The sequence below is a fragment of the Pediococcus argentinicus genome, assembly GCF_001437605.1.
Lineage (GTDB): Bacteria > Bacillota > Bacilli > Lactobacillales > Lactobacillaceae > Pediococcus > Pediococcus argentinicus.
In genome coordinates this window covers 31468-47310 of record NZ_JQCQ01000011.1, presented here as the reverse complement: position 1 = coordinate 47310, position 15843 = coordinate 31468, and the positions used below count along the sequence as shown (strand labels likewise).

Genomic DNA, 15843 nt, shown 5'->3' with positions numbered 1-15843 from the left:
GTGTTGCACTTGATTTGACAATTCGGGCTTATAATTAAAGTAATATATTTTTAAATGTTAAATTGACAACAATTTGTGCTTTCTCTATAATACATAGGTATGGATCAGTAGCTCAGCTGGATAGAGCATCCGCCTTCTAAGCGGACGGTCGTGAGTTCGAATCTCACCTGATCCACTAATTTAAAAGCAATGGTACTTAATAAGTATCGTTGCTTTTTTTGTATCCAAATCAAAATTATCAAAAAAGAGACTTCCAAAGAAGTCTCTCAATCTATTTAATAATTATTATCCTGACGATCGTAATTAACCTTATTCTTTGTAAAGAATGCTTCTTCCAATTCATCAGCTGAGAATCCCAAACCATGAATTACTAGTTTTAAAAACATGTGCCAAGCATGCGTGTAATCAGAAGAACGATTATACGTATAAGCTGAAAATAACATCGCTTTTAAACCCAAGTATGTTTGATTAAGATTCATCTCTCGCTTGTCGCTACTATACTTCTCTAAAGTTTCATCATCGACAACAATCAAATGATTCCACTGATTTTGATTAGCTAACAGCAAGAAGAAATCAACCGCATCCGCACATTCTTCAAGTAACGTTTCACGAGCCGTCTTGCCATCAGAACTTTTACCTCGATGTTGTTTCCACACCTTAAACCATTCTGAAGCATTAGCAATTTCTGCTAACTCAACATCTAAAGATACATAAGTATTCAAAATTCGATCATTATCTTTAAAAACGATATTGTGTTTGGCACGAATATCACGATCCAATTGAACTGAAGTTTGTAGCATTTTTGCCCAATCCAAATTTATCACCTACATTACAGATTTAAGCTTAAGACTCTTAACATTGTTCATATACCAAGTCCGCATAAAATCATTATCATTCAGAATATTAAAGAGTGAAACAGATTCTTTAGGATCAGCAACTTTCATTGCCCATTGATGATTCTTTTCATCTGTTTCAACAATTGAAAAGACCGTTTCTGATGGCAATTCTAGATATCCACCATTCATATCTTCAACATTCAAGAATACTTTCTTATTTTGATGAGAAGATACAAATAGCTCATCCAAAACTTGTGTTGGTAATCCAAGACTATCCAAGTAGTAAATTTTACTATTTTTAACATCAAACATATTGAAGTCAACTTTAAAATCATAGACTTTTTGTAATAATCTTCCAAATTCAGAAAATAGTTGAATCTGATTGTCTACAACCTGATGATCAATAGTCTCATCATCAGTAAAGTACAATTGATTAATTGCATCAGTATTAAATTCCATGGTCTTAGAACCGAGGTTCATTGAGAACAATGTCCGATTGCTTGCTTGTTCGGTATAGTTCGCAATACCATTATTTGCAACAAAGCGGAAAGTTTGTTCCGTCCCCTTCCATGAATGAAATAATTCTTCAACTGGAGCTTGATCTGAAATGTTTAGATTTAAGTTTGTTGCAACATGATGTAGCTCTAATAAACGAGTCATAAAGATTAGATAGTTGTCACTTGGTTCAAATTGATGTGGAAATCTAACGAACTCACTATCAATTTTAAAATCAAATAGTGCTTTTGCTGAATCAAACAACTCTTTTAAATCAGTAGTGGTCGTCAATGTTCCAAACAACTTAGCAAACTCCTGACCGTGACTTAATCCACTATTAAAATTATCACGGTAAGTTAGTAGTTTGCCCATTAGTTGTTGTTTATTGATAGAACTGGTTTCTTCATTAGCCATTATTCTTCACCGACCCTTTACCAATCAAGCTGGACAAGTAGTCAACGTATAAGCGTTTGACATGATTTTGAAAACTTTCAAAGGTTTTGAATGTATGTGTAAGAGCATCTTTTTCATAACCCAACGTTGTATCTTCTTTTGAAAGAGCTAAGATTTTATTTTGATTATCTTTAATCGTTTGTGGAGCAGAACCGCTAACTTCGTCTAATTTATCTAATTCAGCGATTTGATTAGCAATATCTTGACGTTCTTCTTTTAACTTGCCAGATTCAAAGAGTCCACCCTTATCTGAAAGCTCACTTTGTTGTTTAACTAACTCTTCACGTTTTTTACTACGCTTATCAGCATCTGTTAAATGATTCTGTAAATTTTCATTTTCTTCAGAAAGTTTGACAATCTCGTCTGAATTGATTGTCTTATCATCTTCAATCTTTAGAACTTGTTCTAACTTATCGAGTTCATCAGCTTTGAAATTGAATTCAACGTTCAATACGTCTAATGTTCCAAATTCTCTACGATCCCACCAGTTACCAAAGAACACTGTAAATTGGCCACGTGATACTTCGTGATAGTAAAAGAACGGAAACTTTTCAGCAAGGTAATCAATCAAGTTATCACTCAAAAAGTGAGCAACTTCTTCTCTTTGATCTTTAACCAAATCAAAGGGATGATCGCCATATTTATTTTTATATGAATCAGTAATTTCAGCTTTATAACGTAATGGACCAATTAATTGATAAATTTTTAAATCATCATGGTCATCAATTGCCTGAGCAAGATCATTAATATAGTCATTTTTGAGCTCTAAATGGTGTATTAATAAATCTTTGCTAGACAAAGCTTGATCATTTGGAATATTGTCTGCCATTGTTATCTCTCCATTCTTAATACTATCCCTATGTTACCGAAAAAAACGGTATAAATAAAGTGTTTTCATGATTCATTTCACCCTTTTAAACATATTTAAGTATTATAACTACAAAAAAAGAGACCGAGTTATTCTCGATCTCTTACATAAATTAGATTTTAGAACATTTCCAAATATTGATCACGTTCCCACTGAGTAACTTCTTGACGGTAAGAAGCCCATTCTAACTTTTTGGCTTCTAGGAAGCTTTGATAAATATGATCACCCAATGCTTTTTTCATGATTGGATCAACTTGGAACTCTTTAAGTGCGTTATGAAGAGTCGATGGCAAATCAACAATATGTTGGTCATCACGTTCTTCAGCATTCATCCGATAGATGTTTCGGTCCACAGAATCTTCTGGATCGATTTTGTTCTTAATACCGTCCAAGCCGGCTTCAAGCACTGAAGCAATGGCAAGATATGGATTTGCTGATGGATCAACGCTTCGAACTTCAAAACGAGTTGATAATCCACGACTTGATGGAACTCGAACCAATGGTGAACGGTTGGATCCAGACCAAGCGACATATACAGGTGCTTCAAATCCTGGAACCAAGCGTTTATATGAATTAACAATTGGGTTGCAAACAGCTGTAAAACTACGAGCATGCTTCAAAAGTCCACCTAGGAACCAATAGGCTTGCTGTGAAAGTTGCATATCTTTATCAGATTCATCGTAGAAGATGTTTCCATCTTTTCCGAATAATGACATATTTAGATGCATTCCTGATCCATTAATACCATCAATTGGTTTAGGCATGAAAGTAGCGTGTAAGTTATACTTTCTAGCAACAGTCTTAACGACTAATTTAAAGGTTTGAATATTATCTGCAGCTGAAAGTGCATCAGCGTACTTAAAGTCAATTTCATGTTGTCCGGGAGCAACCTCATGGTGAGAAGCCTCAACATCAAAGCCAAGCTTTTCAAGTTCTAGAACGATATCACGACGACAATTCTCACCTAAGTCCATTGGAGCTAAATCAAAGTAGCTTCCCTTATCATTCAACTTAGTAGTTGGTTCACCGTTCTCATCGAGCTTCAACAAGAAGAATTCTGGTTCAGGTCCAATATTGAAATCTGTAAATCCGGCTTCACGCATTTCGCGTAAAACACGAATTAAGTTATTTCGAGGATCACCTTCAAATGGCTTACGGTCGCTGGTATAAACTTCACAAATAATTCGAGCAACCTTACCATGTTCATTACCCCATGGAAATACCATCCAAGTTGATAAGTCAGGATACAAATACATATCACTTTCTTCAATTCGAACAAATCCATCGATAGAAGAACCATCAAACATTAGCTTATTATCTAATAGTTTGTCTAATTGACTAATTGGAACTTCAACATTTTTGATCATTCCAAATAAATCAGTGAACATCAATCGTAAAAATTGAACATTTTGTTCTTTTACTAAACTACGAATCTCGTCTCCGGTATAGACTTTCTTTGCCATTTGGGCGCCTCACTATTATGTATTTGTTAAATTCGACGGCGTGGTAACTTTGTTAAGTTATCTTCCAACATCCCGCCACTATTTAGCAATTCTTTTCTTAGCATTCGACGAACATCTGCATCAGATAGCTTCTGACTCTCTTCAGCAGCTGCCTGTGCTTTTTTCATTGCATAGACTTTTCGAATGCCTTCCATATTGAAACCATCATTTAGATAATCCTTAATTTCCAATAAACGATCAATATCATTCAATGAGTACATACGGCGGTTTCCTTCGCTTCGTTCCGGAAAAACCAACTCTTGTGTCTCATAATATCGAATCTGTCTAGCACTCAAGGATGTCAACTTAATAACTGTACCAATTGGAAGAACTGCTAATGACCGACGTAGTTGCTTTTCGTTCATATAAACAATCTCCTTTAACATGACATCATTCTACCAATTTTAATTTTGTGTGTCAATTTCCATGTTATAAAACCTAACATCAATTAAAAAAAGTATCCAGAACTGCCCGGCATATCGCAATTTTAACATGTGAATAGTTTAATCCACCTTGAATGTAGAGTGTGTATGGTTCCCGAATTGGACCATCAGCAGAAAACTCGATACTTGCTCCTTGGACAAAAGTACCAGCTGCCATAATGACAAGATCTTCATAACCAGCCATCTCTGAAGCTTCAGGTACTACGTAAGAATCAACCGGAGAATTCTTTTGAATTGCTTGAGCAAAACTAACCATTGACTCTTTTTTACCAAAGTTAATTGTCTGAATTAAATCAGTTCGTGGATCTGACCATTTTGGCGCAACATCCAACCCACATTGCTCTAATATGGCACTTTCAAAAATAGCGCCTTTGATTGCATCACCCGTGACTGTTGGTGCTAAAAAGAATCCTTGGAACATTCTTCTTAGACTGCCTAGTGATGCTCCTTCATCACTTCCAGCCCCAACGTTAGTAAGACGGTTAGCCACTAAATCAATCAGTTTTCGCTTACCAACCACATAGCCACCAGTTTGAGCCATTCCGCCACCGGCGTTCTTAATTAAAGATCCGACCATGATATCTACACCAACTTCAGTGGGTTCAATCATTTCGGAGAATTCGCCGTAACAGTTGTCAACAAAAATCGTGACATCGGGATCGATTGATCGAATAAACTCAACCATTTCTTTAATCTGATCTACTGTAAAACTTGGTCGACTAGCATATCCACGAGACCTTTGAATTGCAACCACTTTGACTTTATTATTCAATTTGCTTTTAATACCATCAAAATCAACTTGATTATCAGAAGCTAATGGGACATAGTCAAAATCAATGCCAAAGTCCTTGAGTGATCCTTTTCCAGGTTCACCAACTACACCTATCACTTCTTGAATTGTATCGTAAGGCATGCCAGTCACATATAATAATTCATCTCCAGGTCTCAGCAATCCAAACAGCGTCGTACTGATTGTATGAGTACCAGAAACAAATTGAGAGCGCACTAATGATCCCTCAGTTTTGAAGGTGTCAGCATAAACTGATTCAAGGACATCACGTCCCATGTCATCATAACCATATCCAGTCGTACCATTTAAATGTTCTTCAGAAACATTTTCTTTCGTAAAAGCATCCAATACCTTTTCCTGATTAAAAGTTACTTGATCGTCAATTTCCATTAATCGTGACTGGATTTGTTGCTCTGTCTTCTCAATAAGCTCTTTTACTTCGGGTTTAAAACTATCTCGCCAATTCATCATTTTCTCCATTGTTCAATCTGACTTTCTACCATTTTTAAACTTTCAGAATCTTTAATTAAATCAAACCAATTCACGTCCATTTTATTTCTAAACCAAGTTAATTGACGTTTAGCATAGTGTCTTGAATCAAGTTTAATTTGATCGATTGTCTCTTGTAATGTTTGTTGAGATTCAAAGTACTCTGGCCATTCTCGATATCCAATACCTTTGTTTGCTTGCTTAACATCAACTTGTCGGTAAAGCCATCTGGCCTCTTCTTCCAATCCCTCATTAATCATCTCATCAACTCTAGAATTAATACGTTTATAAAGCTGTCCACGATCTGTATTCAGACCAATAACAAGAGAGTCATATTTGGGGTGACCATTTTCCTGTTCAGAAAAAGGATGTCCTGTGTTATCAAATACTTCTAAAGCTCTAACTACTCTTCTAACATTGCTAACAGGGATTGAGGTAGCACTTTTACTATCAACTTTATTTAACTCATTCCAAAGTTCTTCTTGAGTATGTTGTTTAGCAAAGTCTTGCCATTTTAATCGATTTTTATTTGTAGCGTCATCACTACCACCTAAGTTCAAGTTATCGAGAACTGCTTGCAAGTAAAATCCCGTTCCACCAACAATGATTGGTAGTTTCCCTCGTTGCGTGATTTCTTCAACTAGATGGTCGACACTCTTTTTGAATTCAGAAACAGAGAATGTTTCTTGAACAGTTCTATTATCAATTAAATGATGCTTAACACCTCGCATCTCTTCGGGTCTAATCTTGGCAGTTCCAATATCTAAGCCCTGGTACACTTGCATTGAATCGCCTGAAATAATCTCACCATTAAACTTCTGGGCAATTTTAATCGATAGACCAGTTTTTCCAACAGCTGTGGGGCCCACGATGGCTAAAACTTGTTTCATTCTTATCCCCCTTGAACCTCTCTTCTAATACTTAAAGCTCGTTCAGGATAATCTGTAATGATTCCCTTCAACTTACGTTTGTAGCAATATCTCATATCATCTTCAGAGTTGACTGTCCAAGGTCGTAATTGAATCCGTGGCAAAAAGAAACGGTGACTTCGTACCCATGCAATGCTTGGATGCCAATCTTGGATTAATTTGCTCTTAGCAAATTTTTTAGCCGATTTAGTTCGCAATTTAAATAAGCTTGCTGCTTCTGTTTCTGGGCAAAGCTTATGAATTAGTTGAACAGTTTTTGGACGAAAACTAGAGTAGATTAAATGAAACGGTATTTCTGTATTTTTAAAATACTTGGCTACTTGTGCCTCAATACCTGAGTATTGAATCTTATCGGTCTTTAGTTCTAAGTTAAATTCACCTTTAAAGTCCATCTTAATTAAGAGTTCAACAACTTCCTGTAAAGTTGGAATACGTGTACCCAAGTATTCATATCCAAAATAAGCCCCAGCATCAAGCTGCTTGAGTTCAGATAGAGTTTTATCAAAAATACGTCCGGTACCATTAGTCGTTCGATCGACAGTTTCGTCATGCATAATAATCATGGCACCATCTTTTGAAAGATGAACATCTGTTTCAATGCCATCAGCACCCTCTTCAATCGCCTTAATAAATGCAGGGATTGTATTCTCTGGACGGATTCCAGAGCTACCTCGGTGTGCAATAACTTGTGTTAGCATGTATAAACTCCTTACTTTATTCTGGTATTTAATAGTGTTTCAGCGCATAATTAGTTTATCAACTAAAGGAGGCTGAGACTATTGAGTAAATTTTTTAAAGGATTCCTATTTGGAATTATTTCAACCATTAGTGCAATCGCTGGTGCGCTATACGCTTTCCATCGGATTGTTGTTCAACCAATTGAAGATCAAGAAAATCGAGCATCAGAGAATAGACGCCGAGCACAACGTAAACAACGTTCAGCACATAATAATTAAAAAGAGATTGGTTACAATAATATTGTAACTCAATCTCTTTTTTAATATTTACTTTTTTTAGTTTTACCATTCCAACGCTGAAAACCAGTTCTTAGGATATACAACTTTGTATATCCTTTTTTTGAAAGATAAAGTGCTGCTCTTGAACTAAGAGTGCGACCTTGATCGTATAAATAAACTGGTAAATCAGTACGTAATTCAGTAAGACGATTTTTTAATTGTGAATAAGGAATATCACGAGCACCTAGAATATGTCCGGCGTCAAAATCCTTTTTCTCTCGCAAATCGATTACCTGAGCTTTACGCATGCCCTCTTTGAAATCTTCTTCATCCAACAGGGTTGAAACGCGACTGCGACGCCACATATTAAATGCTTGATACAAGAAGTAGATAACAATAAGAGTAATCAAGACGGCATTTACCCAAAAACCGCCGGAAAACTTTGCTGATCCAATATACATACAATTACCTCGATTTAATATTATTTATTATGCAAATACGAGGGCTAGTGATGCTGCACCAATAACTCCGGCATCATTACCTAAGCGTGCTAATTTTAATTGTGTTGAAGAACGAACTGTAGAGAAGGCATATTGTTGATAGTACTTGTTAACACGGTCTAACAAGAAATCACCAGCAGCTGAAACTCCACCACCGATAACAATGCTTTCTGGGTTCAAAGTATTAGCTAGGTTACCTAATGCTAATCCAAGTAAGTGTGAAACACGGTCAACAACACGCAATGCTAATACATCACCATTTTTAGCAAGATCGAATACAAGCTTAGAAGTAATATCTTGTCCATCATCTGTTTGTGTCTTTAATTCTGATTCGCCAGAGAATTCTTCTGCCATATCACGAGCAACGTGAACAACACCAGTTGCACTAGCGTATTGTTCTAGACATCCACGTTTACCACATGTACATAAGTAGCCATCTGGTTCAACCGTAACGTGACCAATTTCACCAGCTGCCCCAGCAACACCATGAAGTAATTCACCACCGGCGATAAGTCCACCACCGATACCTGTACCAAGAGTTACAAAAGAAACATCGTTTCCGTTTTCTCCAGCACCCTTCCAGCGTTCACCTAATCCAGCAACGTTAGCATCGTTATCTAACGCAAACTTGATACCTGTACCTTTTTCGATTTCATCTTTAACGTTTTGTGTTTTCTTCCAGTTTAAGTTAAAGGCACCAATAACAGTTCCTTTATCACGATCAACTGTTCCGGGAGTTCCCATTCCAATACCAACAAATTGATCTTTGTCCATCTTATAAAGGTCTAAGTGATGATTAATTGAATCAACAATGTCTGGTACGATATGTGATCCTTCATCAAGAATGTTTGTTTCAACACTCCATTTTTGTTGTACATCACCATTTTCGGTTAAAATAGCAAACTTGATTGTTGTTCCACCTAAATCGACACCAATTAACTTACGTTCCATGTTACTAATTCCTCCATTAAATGTTTTTATTTGGATGTTTCTCTCGAAGCTCTTCAATATGATATTCCCGGCGCAATACCAAGATGGCCTTCATATACTGGTCATCTGGAACGACTCCTGCTTTATGTAAATTCTGTAATTCAATTCGCATCAAATCAATATCCCATTTACGTTTTCCAACATAAACGAAAATCCCAAATTTTTTTAAAAGTTGCTGCACATCATAAAGTGTTCTCATAACATCATCTCAGTCAATTATCCCAGAATATATGCTAGATGTAAACGCTAAATTAACGTCCATCCGCTAATTATTATTAATACTAAAACACTAGTAATTCGCTTCCAATTTGAAACCTTTCCAAACTTCGGAAAACCTATTGCGTAGCTTAATAGGAATCCCCCAATTAGGCCTCCAATATGAGCGAATATATCAATTCCTGTTCCAAAAAAGCTTCCAACCAAACCTAGCCCGATGAATAGTAACATTTGTTGTCCCATTCCACGAAATAGTGGTTGATTAGGATACTGTTCAGCTAGCATCAACCAAATCCCAATAATTCCAAAAATGGCTCCACTGGCTCCAATCGAAACTGTATTTGGATTAGACAATTGAATACTAATCAAATTACCAAAAATACCAGAAAGCATGTAAATGATAAAAAATTTAAAATGACCAATTACTCTTTCCAAAATTCTTCCAATAAAGTACAACATCACCATATTTAAAGTAATATGTTCAATTCCACTATGAAGAAATAATGAGGTAATCAAGGTGTCATAGCCACTACCACTTTTAACTACTGCCGGTATTAACCCACCAAAGTTAATTAGAACATTAATATTAGAACTACCACCACTGAAAAACATTAATACAAAAACAATCACGTTAATTAAAACTAAACCAACCGTTACATAAGGTTGGCTTTGTAGTTCATTAATTCTATTTTTCATAAACCACACCATCTTTAGAAATGATTTGTTCTAAGTCGATATCAAATCCATCAACCGGCCATTCAGGTTTCTCTAGCAATTGTGGCGTAAGAGCTAATCCAACAGTTTTGCCATTATAATCAGCCAGATAGCGATCATAATAACCAGCACCAAAGCCCACTCTAAAACCTGTTTTAGTCTCAAATCCCAATCCTGGAACCACAATTAGATCGATTTGCTCAGGTTCAACTGTATCTTCACCTACTGGCTCTAATATGCCAAACTTTGTTCGTTCTAATCGTGTATTCGCAGTTAACGCATTAAAAAACATTTTACGACCGGCGATTGTTGTACGTGGCACAACAATAGTTTTATTCTCTAACTGAGCTTGTTGAATGACCGGTTTGGTATCAAATTCCAAGTCATCACTCAGTGTTGTTGCAACTGTTTGAGCACTTTTCCAAGATTCTGACTGAAATAACGAATCTAAGATTTGTTTAGACTCCATTTTACGATTATCAGTCGAGAATTCTTTAAGCGCACTAATCTGTTTAACTCGAAAATCTTTCTTATTCATATGGATATCACACCTAAAAGTAAACAAAAATCCGAGACAAAACTAAGTTTTGTCCCGGCTATTTTTGAGTTATTTTGTTTCGCGATGTAAAGTAACTTTACGATCACGTGGGCAATACTTATTCAATTCCAAGCGATCTGGATTGTTACGCTTGTTCTTGCTTGATAGGTATTGTCGATTATGACATTCTGTACATTCTAATGTAATGTGCACGCGCATTGAAATGACCTCCAATATGTTTCATATATAATCTCTAAAATCGTTAACGATAATATGTTACCACGTTTATGACTAATTGACTAGTGTTGATTACCGACTATTTAAATTTTGAGCCGCACTAGTTGAAGTTGCCTTAGTTGGATTCTTTAAAGTTGACTTGTCTTGAACAAGCTTCCAATAGGCTTTATAAATCTCTTTAGCTGCATCCATATTGTTATCTTCAGCATCTAATCCTAATCCTGGCAAAGCGAGGGCTACAACAACGTCGGGGTCATTTGATGGAGCAAATGAGGCTAATGATAATGTAACCGTAGAATGTCCATTAGTTGTTGTTTGTGCTGTACCAGTCTTAGCCGAAATTCCTGGAGAAATACCAGCAAGCGGTCCACCGGTCTTATACTTATTGTTACCATGAACAACATCATATAATCCTTGCTTTACGACTGCACGTTGAGCAGCGCTTTCCTTGACGTAGTTTAATACGTTAGGTGTCGTTGTGTTTTCAACTGCTCCCAACTGACCATCACTTTGAGAACCACGAATTTGTCCAACAATTCTTGGAGCAACACGGTAACCACCATTGGCAATAGTTGACATGTATTGAGCAACTTGAATTGTTGTATAGGCATCGTAGTTACCAAATGAAAGATCCAATGCTTTACCAATATTAGCAAAACCTGTTGGTCCCTTAAATCCTGAAGACTCACCTGGTATATCAATACCAGTCTTAGTTCCTAAACCAAACTGTTCAAAGTAACCACGCATCTTATTGAAAACCATTGGGTTCATCCCAGCCAATCCCTTACCAGAAGCATAAGTGAATCCGCCCTCTTTCATAGCTAACTGCATCATGTAAGAGTTAGATGAAACTTGTAAGGCTGTTGGTGCATCAACAGCCATATTGGCATTACCATCATGATTAAACCATGAACCTTTTGATCCAGTTCCAGCAAGCTTAATTGGTTCATCGGTCAAAACATTATTTTCAGGAGTAATAACCCCATCCATTAACGCACCCGAGACCATAGCACCCTTCACAACTGATCCCATAACAATCGGTTCATTAATCGTACCTAAAGCATTAGTTGTTATTTTACCATCACTAGGTGAACGGTCGACACCTGCCATTGCATAAATGGCTCCTGTTTTGGGGTTCATAACGACCGCATAACCACCCGTTGACTCACCACCAGCACTTTGAACCGTATCATGCATAATCTGTTGAACTTTGTCTTGAAACTTAGCGTTGATAGTTAGAACTAAGTTATCACCCTTTTTACCAGCGTACTTTTCAACTCGCTTAGTAATTTGATTGCTGGAATTTAGTTCTACCTGTGTCTGAGATTTAGAACCTCTTAAAATTGGTTCATATTGTTGTTCTAAATAGCTTTGACCGACACTGTCATTTCGAGCATAACCTTGAGCAAGCAAAGTATTAACTTGATCACTAGGAAGTCCGGACTTAGAACTAGAAACCGTTCCGGTCAAAGACTTTACGCCATTTCCTTCAGGATAACTACGTGTCCAACTCGTTCCAACCTTAACACCTGGCATCTCCGATAGATGTTCACCAATTTCAGAAAGTTCACGTCCTGTAACATCACTTTCTTTAATATAAATAGTTGATAATTGATAGGCACCATCCATTAGTGTATAAATTCGTGCCGCATTTTTTTGACTACTTGTTAACTTAACGTTGTCTTTTTTAACAAGATCTACTGCTTTATTAAATTGAGCTTTTGGTCCTAGCTCACTCTTATTTGAAATCTTAGCCATGTATTTCTTTAAAGTAGTTGGATTAGCTAACAAATATTGAGCAATATTAGTATCAGTTAAATTTGTATCTCCAACATTTAAATACTCACCTAATGTATTGGCAGTTTTATATACGTCAGATGATAGTGTTCCGACACCTTTTGTATACAGAATGGCTTGGTGAGAGTCATTTCCTACCAGTACACGACCAGTTGAATCATAAATCATTCCTCGTTGAACATTACCAGTCTCAATCGTATTGTCTGTTCGGTCTACCTCTGCCTGAAACTTTGATCCATACAATACCTGTAGATAACCTAATTGCCCCACCAGAAGCAATAGGAGTGCAAATACAATGAAAAATATCAAGTTTAATCGAAAGGGTAGCTCAGACTTACGTTGTTGATTGTACTTTTCTCTCTTCATAGTCGTCGAAGCTCCTTAATAATCACTTTGTTAATCATACCAAAAAAAAGCACTTCTTACTATGTAAAGAAACGGTTTTTACCGCATCTTATGATATGCTATTAATACATAGTTGGAGGCCTCATAATGCCAGAAAATAACCATTCAAAATCTAAAAAACTTTTTTTATTTGGTAGTTTTTTTGTACCATTTTTAATATTAATTCTTTACTTTTTTTCACGTCAAATGTTTCCATTTGGCAATTCCAGTTTATTAACTGTAGATATGGGACAGCAATATGTAGAATTCTTTGCTTATTTTAGACACGCAATTCTACATGACCCTCTGAGTATCTGGTATTCGTTCTCTAAAGGCCTCGGCGGTGAAATGACTAGTACATGGTCATATTATCTGATGAGTCCCTTGAACTTAGTTTTACTATTATTTCCACGCGGTACAATTACTGCTGGAATTATGCTGGTAACTCTTCTTAAATATAGTTTAGCAAGTCTTTCTTTCTACTGGATGCTAACTAAGTTATTCAAATTAAATAATTTAATTATGCTCAGTGCATCTGTAGCATATAGTTTATCTGGTTTTGCAATTGCTAATCAACTTAATCTTTTGTGGCTAGATGCCCCGATTATTCTTCCACTGATAATACTTTCATTAATCTGGCTGGTTGATAAGCATATCAAAAGATTCTTTATCATTTCAATGACTGTCATGCTTATCGTTAACTATTACATGGCTTTTATGATTGCAATTTTTAGTTTAATCTTTTTCTTATGGTATGTAACTAAAGAAAACTTTCAAAAAAGTATCAAAGCATTTTTAATTAGCTGGGTAAGTATTATCGGATTAAGTGCTTGGTTATGGATGCCAACATTATGGACGTTATTACAGAGCAAGGCTAATTATACTGAAACAACCCTAAAATGGTCGTTTGAATACTTTCCACTGAATATGTTAACCAAGCTCATAACTGGTGCCTTTAGTTTCCATCAAATGTCCGATGGTTTGCCCAACATCTATATTGCAAGTTTCTTTTTAATTAGTTTTATTACTTACTTCTTCAATACAAAAATTAATTTAAAAACCAGACTTAAGACTGCCTTAGTTACATTGTTTCTGATCATCTCACTTTGCTTTGCTCCATTAGATTTAGTTTGGCATGCAATGCAATTCCCCTGGTGGTATCCTTACCGCTTTAGTTTCATTTTTATTTTTTGGATGATTTTGATTGCATGCAAAAATTTGGAGGTTGGTTCACCCAAGATTTGGATTAGCTCACTAATTACGGTACTAACTTTTATTTTAGTAATTGGTACAAGCTTAATTGCACTCAGAAAAAATGGTGACTATCTATCAATAAATCAAATCGTTATCTCTGGTGTATTTATCTTAACCACCTTGGTATTTATTTCAACTTTTAACAATAGCCAAACCAAAACTTGGCCGGTTGCTTTAATTATTATGTCTTTTGTTTTTATTGATGTGGGAACTAACCTTTTCCTATCATTAAACAAAATTGCTTATGTTACTCAATCTGAGTTTTCTAATTATTCAGATGCATTGACTACTAATATCAATTCAATCAAAAATATTGATTCTAGCGGATTCTATCGCATTGGAACTTCATATCTCAGAACTAAAGATGATCCAATGCAAGCCAACTATAATGGTGGCTCTCATTTTAGTTCGTCACTTGAAACAAATCAGATTAATGCACTTGGAACCCTCGGACAACCGGTAAGTTCCGGAAATGCTTCGTATATTAATGGATCACTCGTTACAGATGCTCTGCTGAACTTTAAATATTGGAGTATTAATAATGGTCAATCAATCGGAAACCCATTACCAACTGCTAGCGTCCGACAGGACCTTCAATACTATTCTAAGATTTCAGGAACTAACTTCGCCAATACTTATCAGAATCCCTATGCACTCGGACTAGGTTGGGCTTCCAGTAATCGAATAAATCATATTACAACTTTTAAACCGATCGATTACCAAACCGATTTATTAAATAAAGCTTTATCCGGAGATCCGAAAGATCCATTATTCACATACGTTAAGTACTTTAAAATTGTTTATCATAATGTAAATATGCCTCAAAAACTAAATGATGCTTTTTTGACTAAGCAAGATTTAGGTAAACCTGCTTCTGTTGATGTGACTTTTACACCAACAACCAAGAACCCAACGTATATGACATTAGGAACCGGTTTATCGCATAAGAATGTTGATATCATTGTTAACGGCCATCATTTCACTGAAAATGCAGAATTCAGAAAAACAATTACAATGGCGATTGCTAGCAATAGTAAATCTAAACCGGTTAAGATAACCTTTAACCTCAAGAAGAGTTCTTTGTTATTAAACGATTTAAGTTTTAATGAGTTGCACATTTCAAGCTTTAAACAAACAATTAGCAAATTAAAACAGCATACTTTAAAAATTCGGCATCACTCGTCGATTAATATTGTTGGCACACTTAAAACAACTAAAGATCAACCTAATCTATTTACATCAATTCCTTATTCCGATGGTTGGAAAGTATTTGATAATGGACATCAAGTTACCTCAATCAAAAGCGGTCGTTATTTCTTAGGTGCTAAGCTTAATCCAGGAACACATCATTTGAAATTGATCTACATTCCGCCCTATCTAATAATCGGAATTGTAATTTCTGTTCTCACGCTTTTGATCACAATCTTAATTTATAAAAGATAGGCAACAAAA

Annotated in this window: 17 protein-coding genes and 1 tRNA gene; 3 read left to right on the top strand and 15 right to left on the bottom strand. The window is 35.9% G+C overall.

The genetic code is table 11. The annotated features are described in order from the left end of the window. The first annotated feature begins 101 nt into the window (after positions 1-101). A tRNA-Arg gene (locus IV88_RS04060) sits at positions 102-175 on the top strand. A gap of 100 nt (positions 176-275) precedes the next feature. On the opposite strand, the gene IV88_RS04055 is transcribed toward IV88_RS04060, so the two are convergent. The 8 genes from IV88_RS04055 to IV88_RS04020 form a co-directional block, all read right to left on the bottom strand. Beyond that, positions 276-815 carry a dUTPase gene (locus IV88_RS04055; protein ID WP_057799042.1) on the bottom strand — a complete coding sequence of 180 codons (540 nt, stop codon included), beginning with the start codon at positions 813-815 and terminating at the stop codon, positions 276-278. Between the two features lie 9 nt (positions 816-824). Beyond that, entirely contained in the window at positions 825-1745 is a 921-nt protein-coding gene (locus IV88_RS04050; RefSeq protein ID WP_057799040.1) for a hypothetical protein, read from the bottom strand. Beyond that, positions 1738-2613 carry a hypothetical protein gene (locus tag IV88_RS04045; RefSeq protein ID WP_057799039.1) on the bottom strand — a complete coding sequence of 292 codons (876 nt, stop codon included), beginning with the start codon at positions 2611-2613 and terminating at the stop codon, positions 1738-1740. The genes IV88_RS04050 and IV88_RS04045 overlap by 8 nt, the downstream gene beginning before the upstream one ends. Positions 2614-2771: 158 nt before the next feature. Continuing rightward, on the bottom strand, positions 2772-4115 hold the full coding sequence (glnA, locus tag IV88_RS04040; RefSeq protein ID WP_057799037.1) for a type I glutamate--ammonia ligase: 1344 nt from the start codon (positions 4113-4115) through the stop codon (positions 2772-2774). Between the two features lie 26 nt (positions 4116-4141). Continuing rightward, the gene (locus IV88_RS04035; protein ID WP_057799034.1) at positions 4142-4519 is read right to left on the bottom strand and encodes a MerR family transcriptional regulator; all 378 of its coding nucleotides are present in this window, start codon (positions 4517-4519) and stop codon (positions 4142-4144) included. Positions 4520-4598: 79 nt separating this feature from the next. After that, a complete protein-coding gene (locus tag IV88_RS04030) occupies positions 4599-5858 on the bottom strand; it encodes a methionine gamma-lyase family protein (protein ID WP_057799032.1) in 1260 nt (419 codons plus the stop codon). After that, positions 5855-6766 (bottom strand): tRNA (adenosine(37)-N6)-dimethylallyltransferase MiaA, encoded by a 912-nt coding sequence (miaA, locus tag IV88_RS04025; RefSeq protein WP_057799030.1) that lies wholly within the window; start codon positions 6764-6766, stop codon positions 5855-5857. The genes IV88_RS04030 and miaA overlap by 4 nt, the downstream gene beginning before the upstream one ends. Positions 6767-6768: 2 nt before the next feature. Continuing rightward, a complete protein-coding gene (locus tag IV88_RS04020) occupies positions 6769-7503 on the bottom strand; it encodes a glycerophosphodiester phosphodiesterase (RefSeq protein WP_057799028.1) in 735 nt (244 codons plus the stop codon). A gap of 81 nt (positions 7504-7584) precedes the next feature. Between IV88_RS04020 and IV88_RS09080 the strand changes: the two genes are divergently transcribed. Further along, positions 7585-7761 carry a DUF3042 family protein gene (locus IV88_RS09080; RefSeq protein ID WP_083486838.1) on the top strand — a complete coding sequence of 59 codons (177 nt, stop codon included), beginning with the start codon at positions 7585-7587 and terminating at the stop codon, positions 7759-7761. 41 nt (positions 7762-7802) lie between these two features. On the opposite strand, the gene IV88_RS04015 is transcribed toward IV88_RS09080, so the two are convergent. The 7 genes from IV88_RS04015 to IV88_RS03985 all read right to left on the bottom strand — a co-directional run bounded on the left by IV88_RS04015 (position 7803) and on the right by IV88_RS03985 (position 13119). Further along, on the bottom strand, positions 7803-8222 hold the full coding sequence (locus IV88_RS04015) for a rhodanese-like domain-containing protein (protein ID WP_057799025.1): 420 nt from the start codon (positions 8220-8222) through the stop codon (positions 7803-7805). Positions 8223-8249: 27 nt separating this feature from the next. Then, the gene (locus IV88_RS04010; RefSeq protein ID WP_057799022.1) at positions 8250-9212 is read right to left on the bottom strand and encodes an ROK family glucokinase; all 963 of its coding nucleotides are present in this window, start codon (positions 9210-9212) and stop codon (positions 8250-8252) included. A gap of 16 nt (positions 9213-9228) precedes the next feature. Next, positions 9229-9450: a YqgQ family protein gene (locus IV88_RS04005; RefSeq protein WP_057799020.1), complete on the bottom strand. Its 222-nt coding sequence runs from the start codon at positions 9448-9450 to the stop codon at positions 9229-9231. Between the two features lie 47 nt (positions 9451-9497). Beyond that, positions 9498-10163 (bottom strand): rhomboid family intramembrane serine protease, encoded by a 666-nt coding sequence (locus tag IV88_RS04000; RefSeq protein ID WP_057799018.1) that lies wholly within the window; start codon positions 10161-10163, stop codon positions 9498-9500. Then, a complete protein-coding gene (locus IV88_RS03995) occupies positions 10153-10719 on the bottom strand; it encodes a 5-formyltetrahydrofolate cyclo-ligase (protein ID WP_057799015.1) in 567 nt (188 codons plus the stop codon). The genes IV88_RS04000 and IV88_RS03995 overlap by 11 nt, the downstream gene beginning before the upstream one ends. 69 nt (positions 10720-10788) lie before the next feature. Continuing rightward, the gene (gene rpmG, locus IV88_RS03990) at positions 10789-10938 is read right to left on the bottom strand and encodes a 50S ribosomal protein L33 (protein ID WP_057799013.1); all 150 of its coding nucleotides are present in this window, start codon (positions 10936-10938) and stop codon (positions 10789-10791) included. Between the two features lie 90 nt (positions 10939-11028). Beyond that, on the bottom strand, positions 11029-13119 hold the full coding sequence (locus IV88_RS03985) for a peptidoglycan D,D-transpeptidase FtsI family protein (RefSeq protein WP_057799011.1): 2091 nt from the start codon (positions 13117-13119) through the stop codon (positions 11029-11031). Between the two features lie 126 nt (positions 13120-13245). Between IV88_RS03985 and IV88_RS03980 the strand changes: the two genes are divergently transcribed. After that, positions 13246-15834, top strand: coding sequence for a YfhO family protein (locus IV88_RS03980; protein ID WP_057799009.1), 2589 nt, complete (start codon positions 13246-13248; stop codon positions 15832-15834). The last annotated feature ends 9 nt before the right edge of the window (positions 15835-15843 follow it).

Excerpts from the sequence above, each read along its gene's own strand:
- IV88_RS04010 (WP_057799022.1), bottom strand. The coding sequence starts at position 9,212 with ATGGAACGTAAGTTAATTGGTGTCGATTTAGGTGGAACAACAATCAAG.
- IV88_RS03985 (WP_057799011.1), bottom strand. The coding sequence starts at position 13,119 with ATGAAGAGAGAAAAGTACAATCAACAACGTAAGTCTGAGCTACCCTTT.
- IV88_RS03980 (WP_057799009.1), top strand. The coding sequence starts at position 13,246 with ATGCCAGAAAATAACCATTCAAAATCTAAAAAACTTTTTTTATTTGGT.
- IV88_RS04030 (WP_057799032.1), bottom strand. The coding sequence starts at position 5,858 with ATGATGAATTGGCGAGATAGTTTTAAACCCGAAGTAAAAGAGCTTATT.
- IV88_RS04020 (WP_057799028.1), bottom strand. The coding sequence starts at position 7,503 with ATGCTAACACAAGTTATTGCACACCGAGGTAGCTCTGGAATCCGTCCA.
- glnA (WP_057799037.1), bottom strand. The coding sequence starts at position 4,115 with ATGGCAAAGAAAGTCTATACCGGAGACGAGATTCGTAGTTTAGTAAAA.
- IV88_RS04045 (WP_057799039.1), bottom strand. The coding sequence starts at position 2,613 with ATGGCAGACAATATTCCAAATGATCAAGCTTTGTCTAGCAAAGATTTA.
- IV88_RS04015 (WP_057799025.1), bottom strand. The coding sequence starts at position 8,222 with ATGTATATTGGATCAGCAAAGTTTTCCGGCGGTTTTTGGGTAAATGCC.
- IV88_RS04050 (WP_057799040.1), bottom strand. The coding sequence starts at position 1,745 with ATGGCTAATGAAGAAACCAGTTCTATCAATAAACAACAACTAATGGGC.
- IV88_RS04000 (WP_057799018.1), bottom strand. The coding sequence starts at position 10,163 with ATGAAAAATAGAATTAATGAACTACAAAGCCAACCTTATGTAACGGTT.
- IV88_RS04035 (WP_057799034.1), bottom strand. The coding sequence starts at position 4,519 with ATGAACGAAAAGCAACTACGTCGGTCATTAGCAGTTCTTCCAATTGGT.
- rpmG (WP_057799013.1), bottom strand. The coding sequence starts at position 10,938 with ATGCGCGTGCACATTACATTAGAATGTACAGAATGTCATAATCGACAA.
- IV88_RS03995 (WP_057799015.1), bottom strand. The coding sequence starts at position 10,719 with ATGAATAAGAAAGATTTTCGAGTTAAACAGATTAGTGCGCTTAAAGAA.
- IV88_RS04005 (WP_057799020.1), bottom strand. The coding sequence starts at position 9,450 with ATGAGAACACTTTATGATGTGCAGCAACTTTTAAAAAAATTTGGGATT.
- miaA (WP_057799030.1), bottom strand. The coding sequence starts at position 6,766 with ATGAAACAAGTTTTAGCCATCGTGGGCCCCACAGCTGTTGGAAAAACT.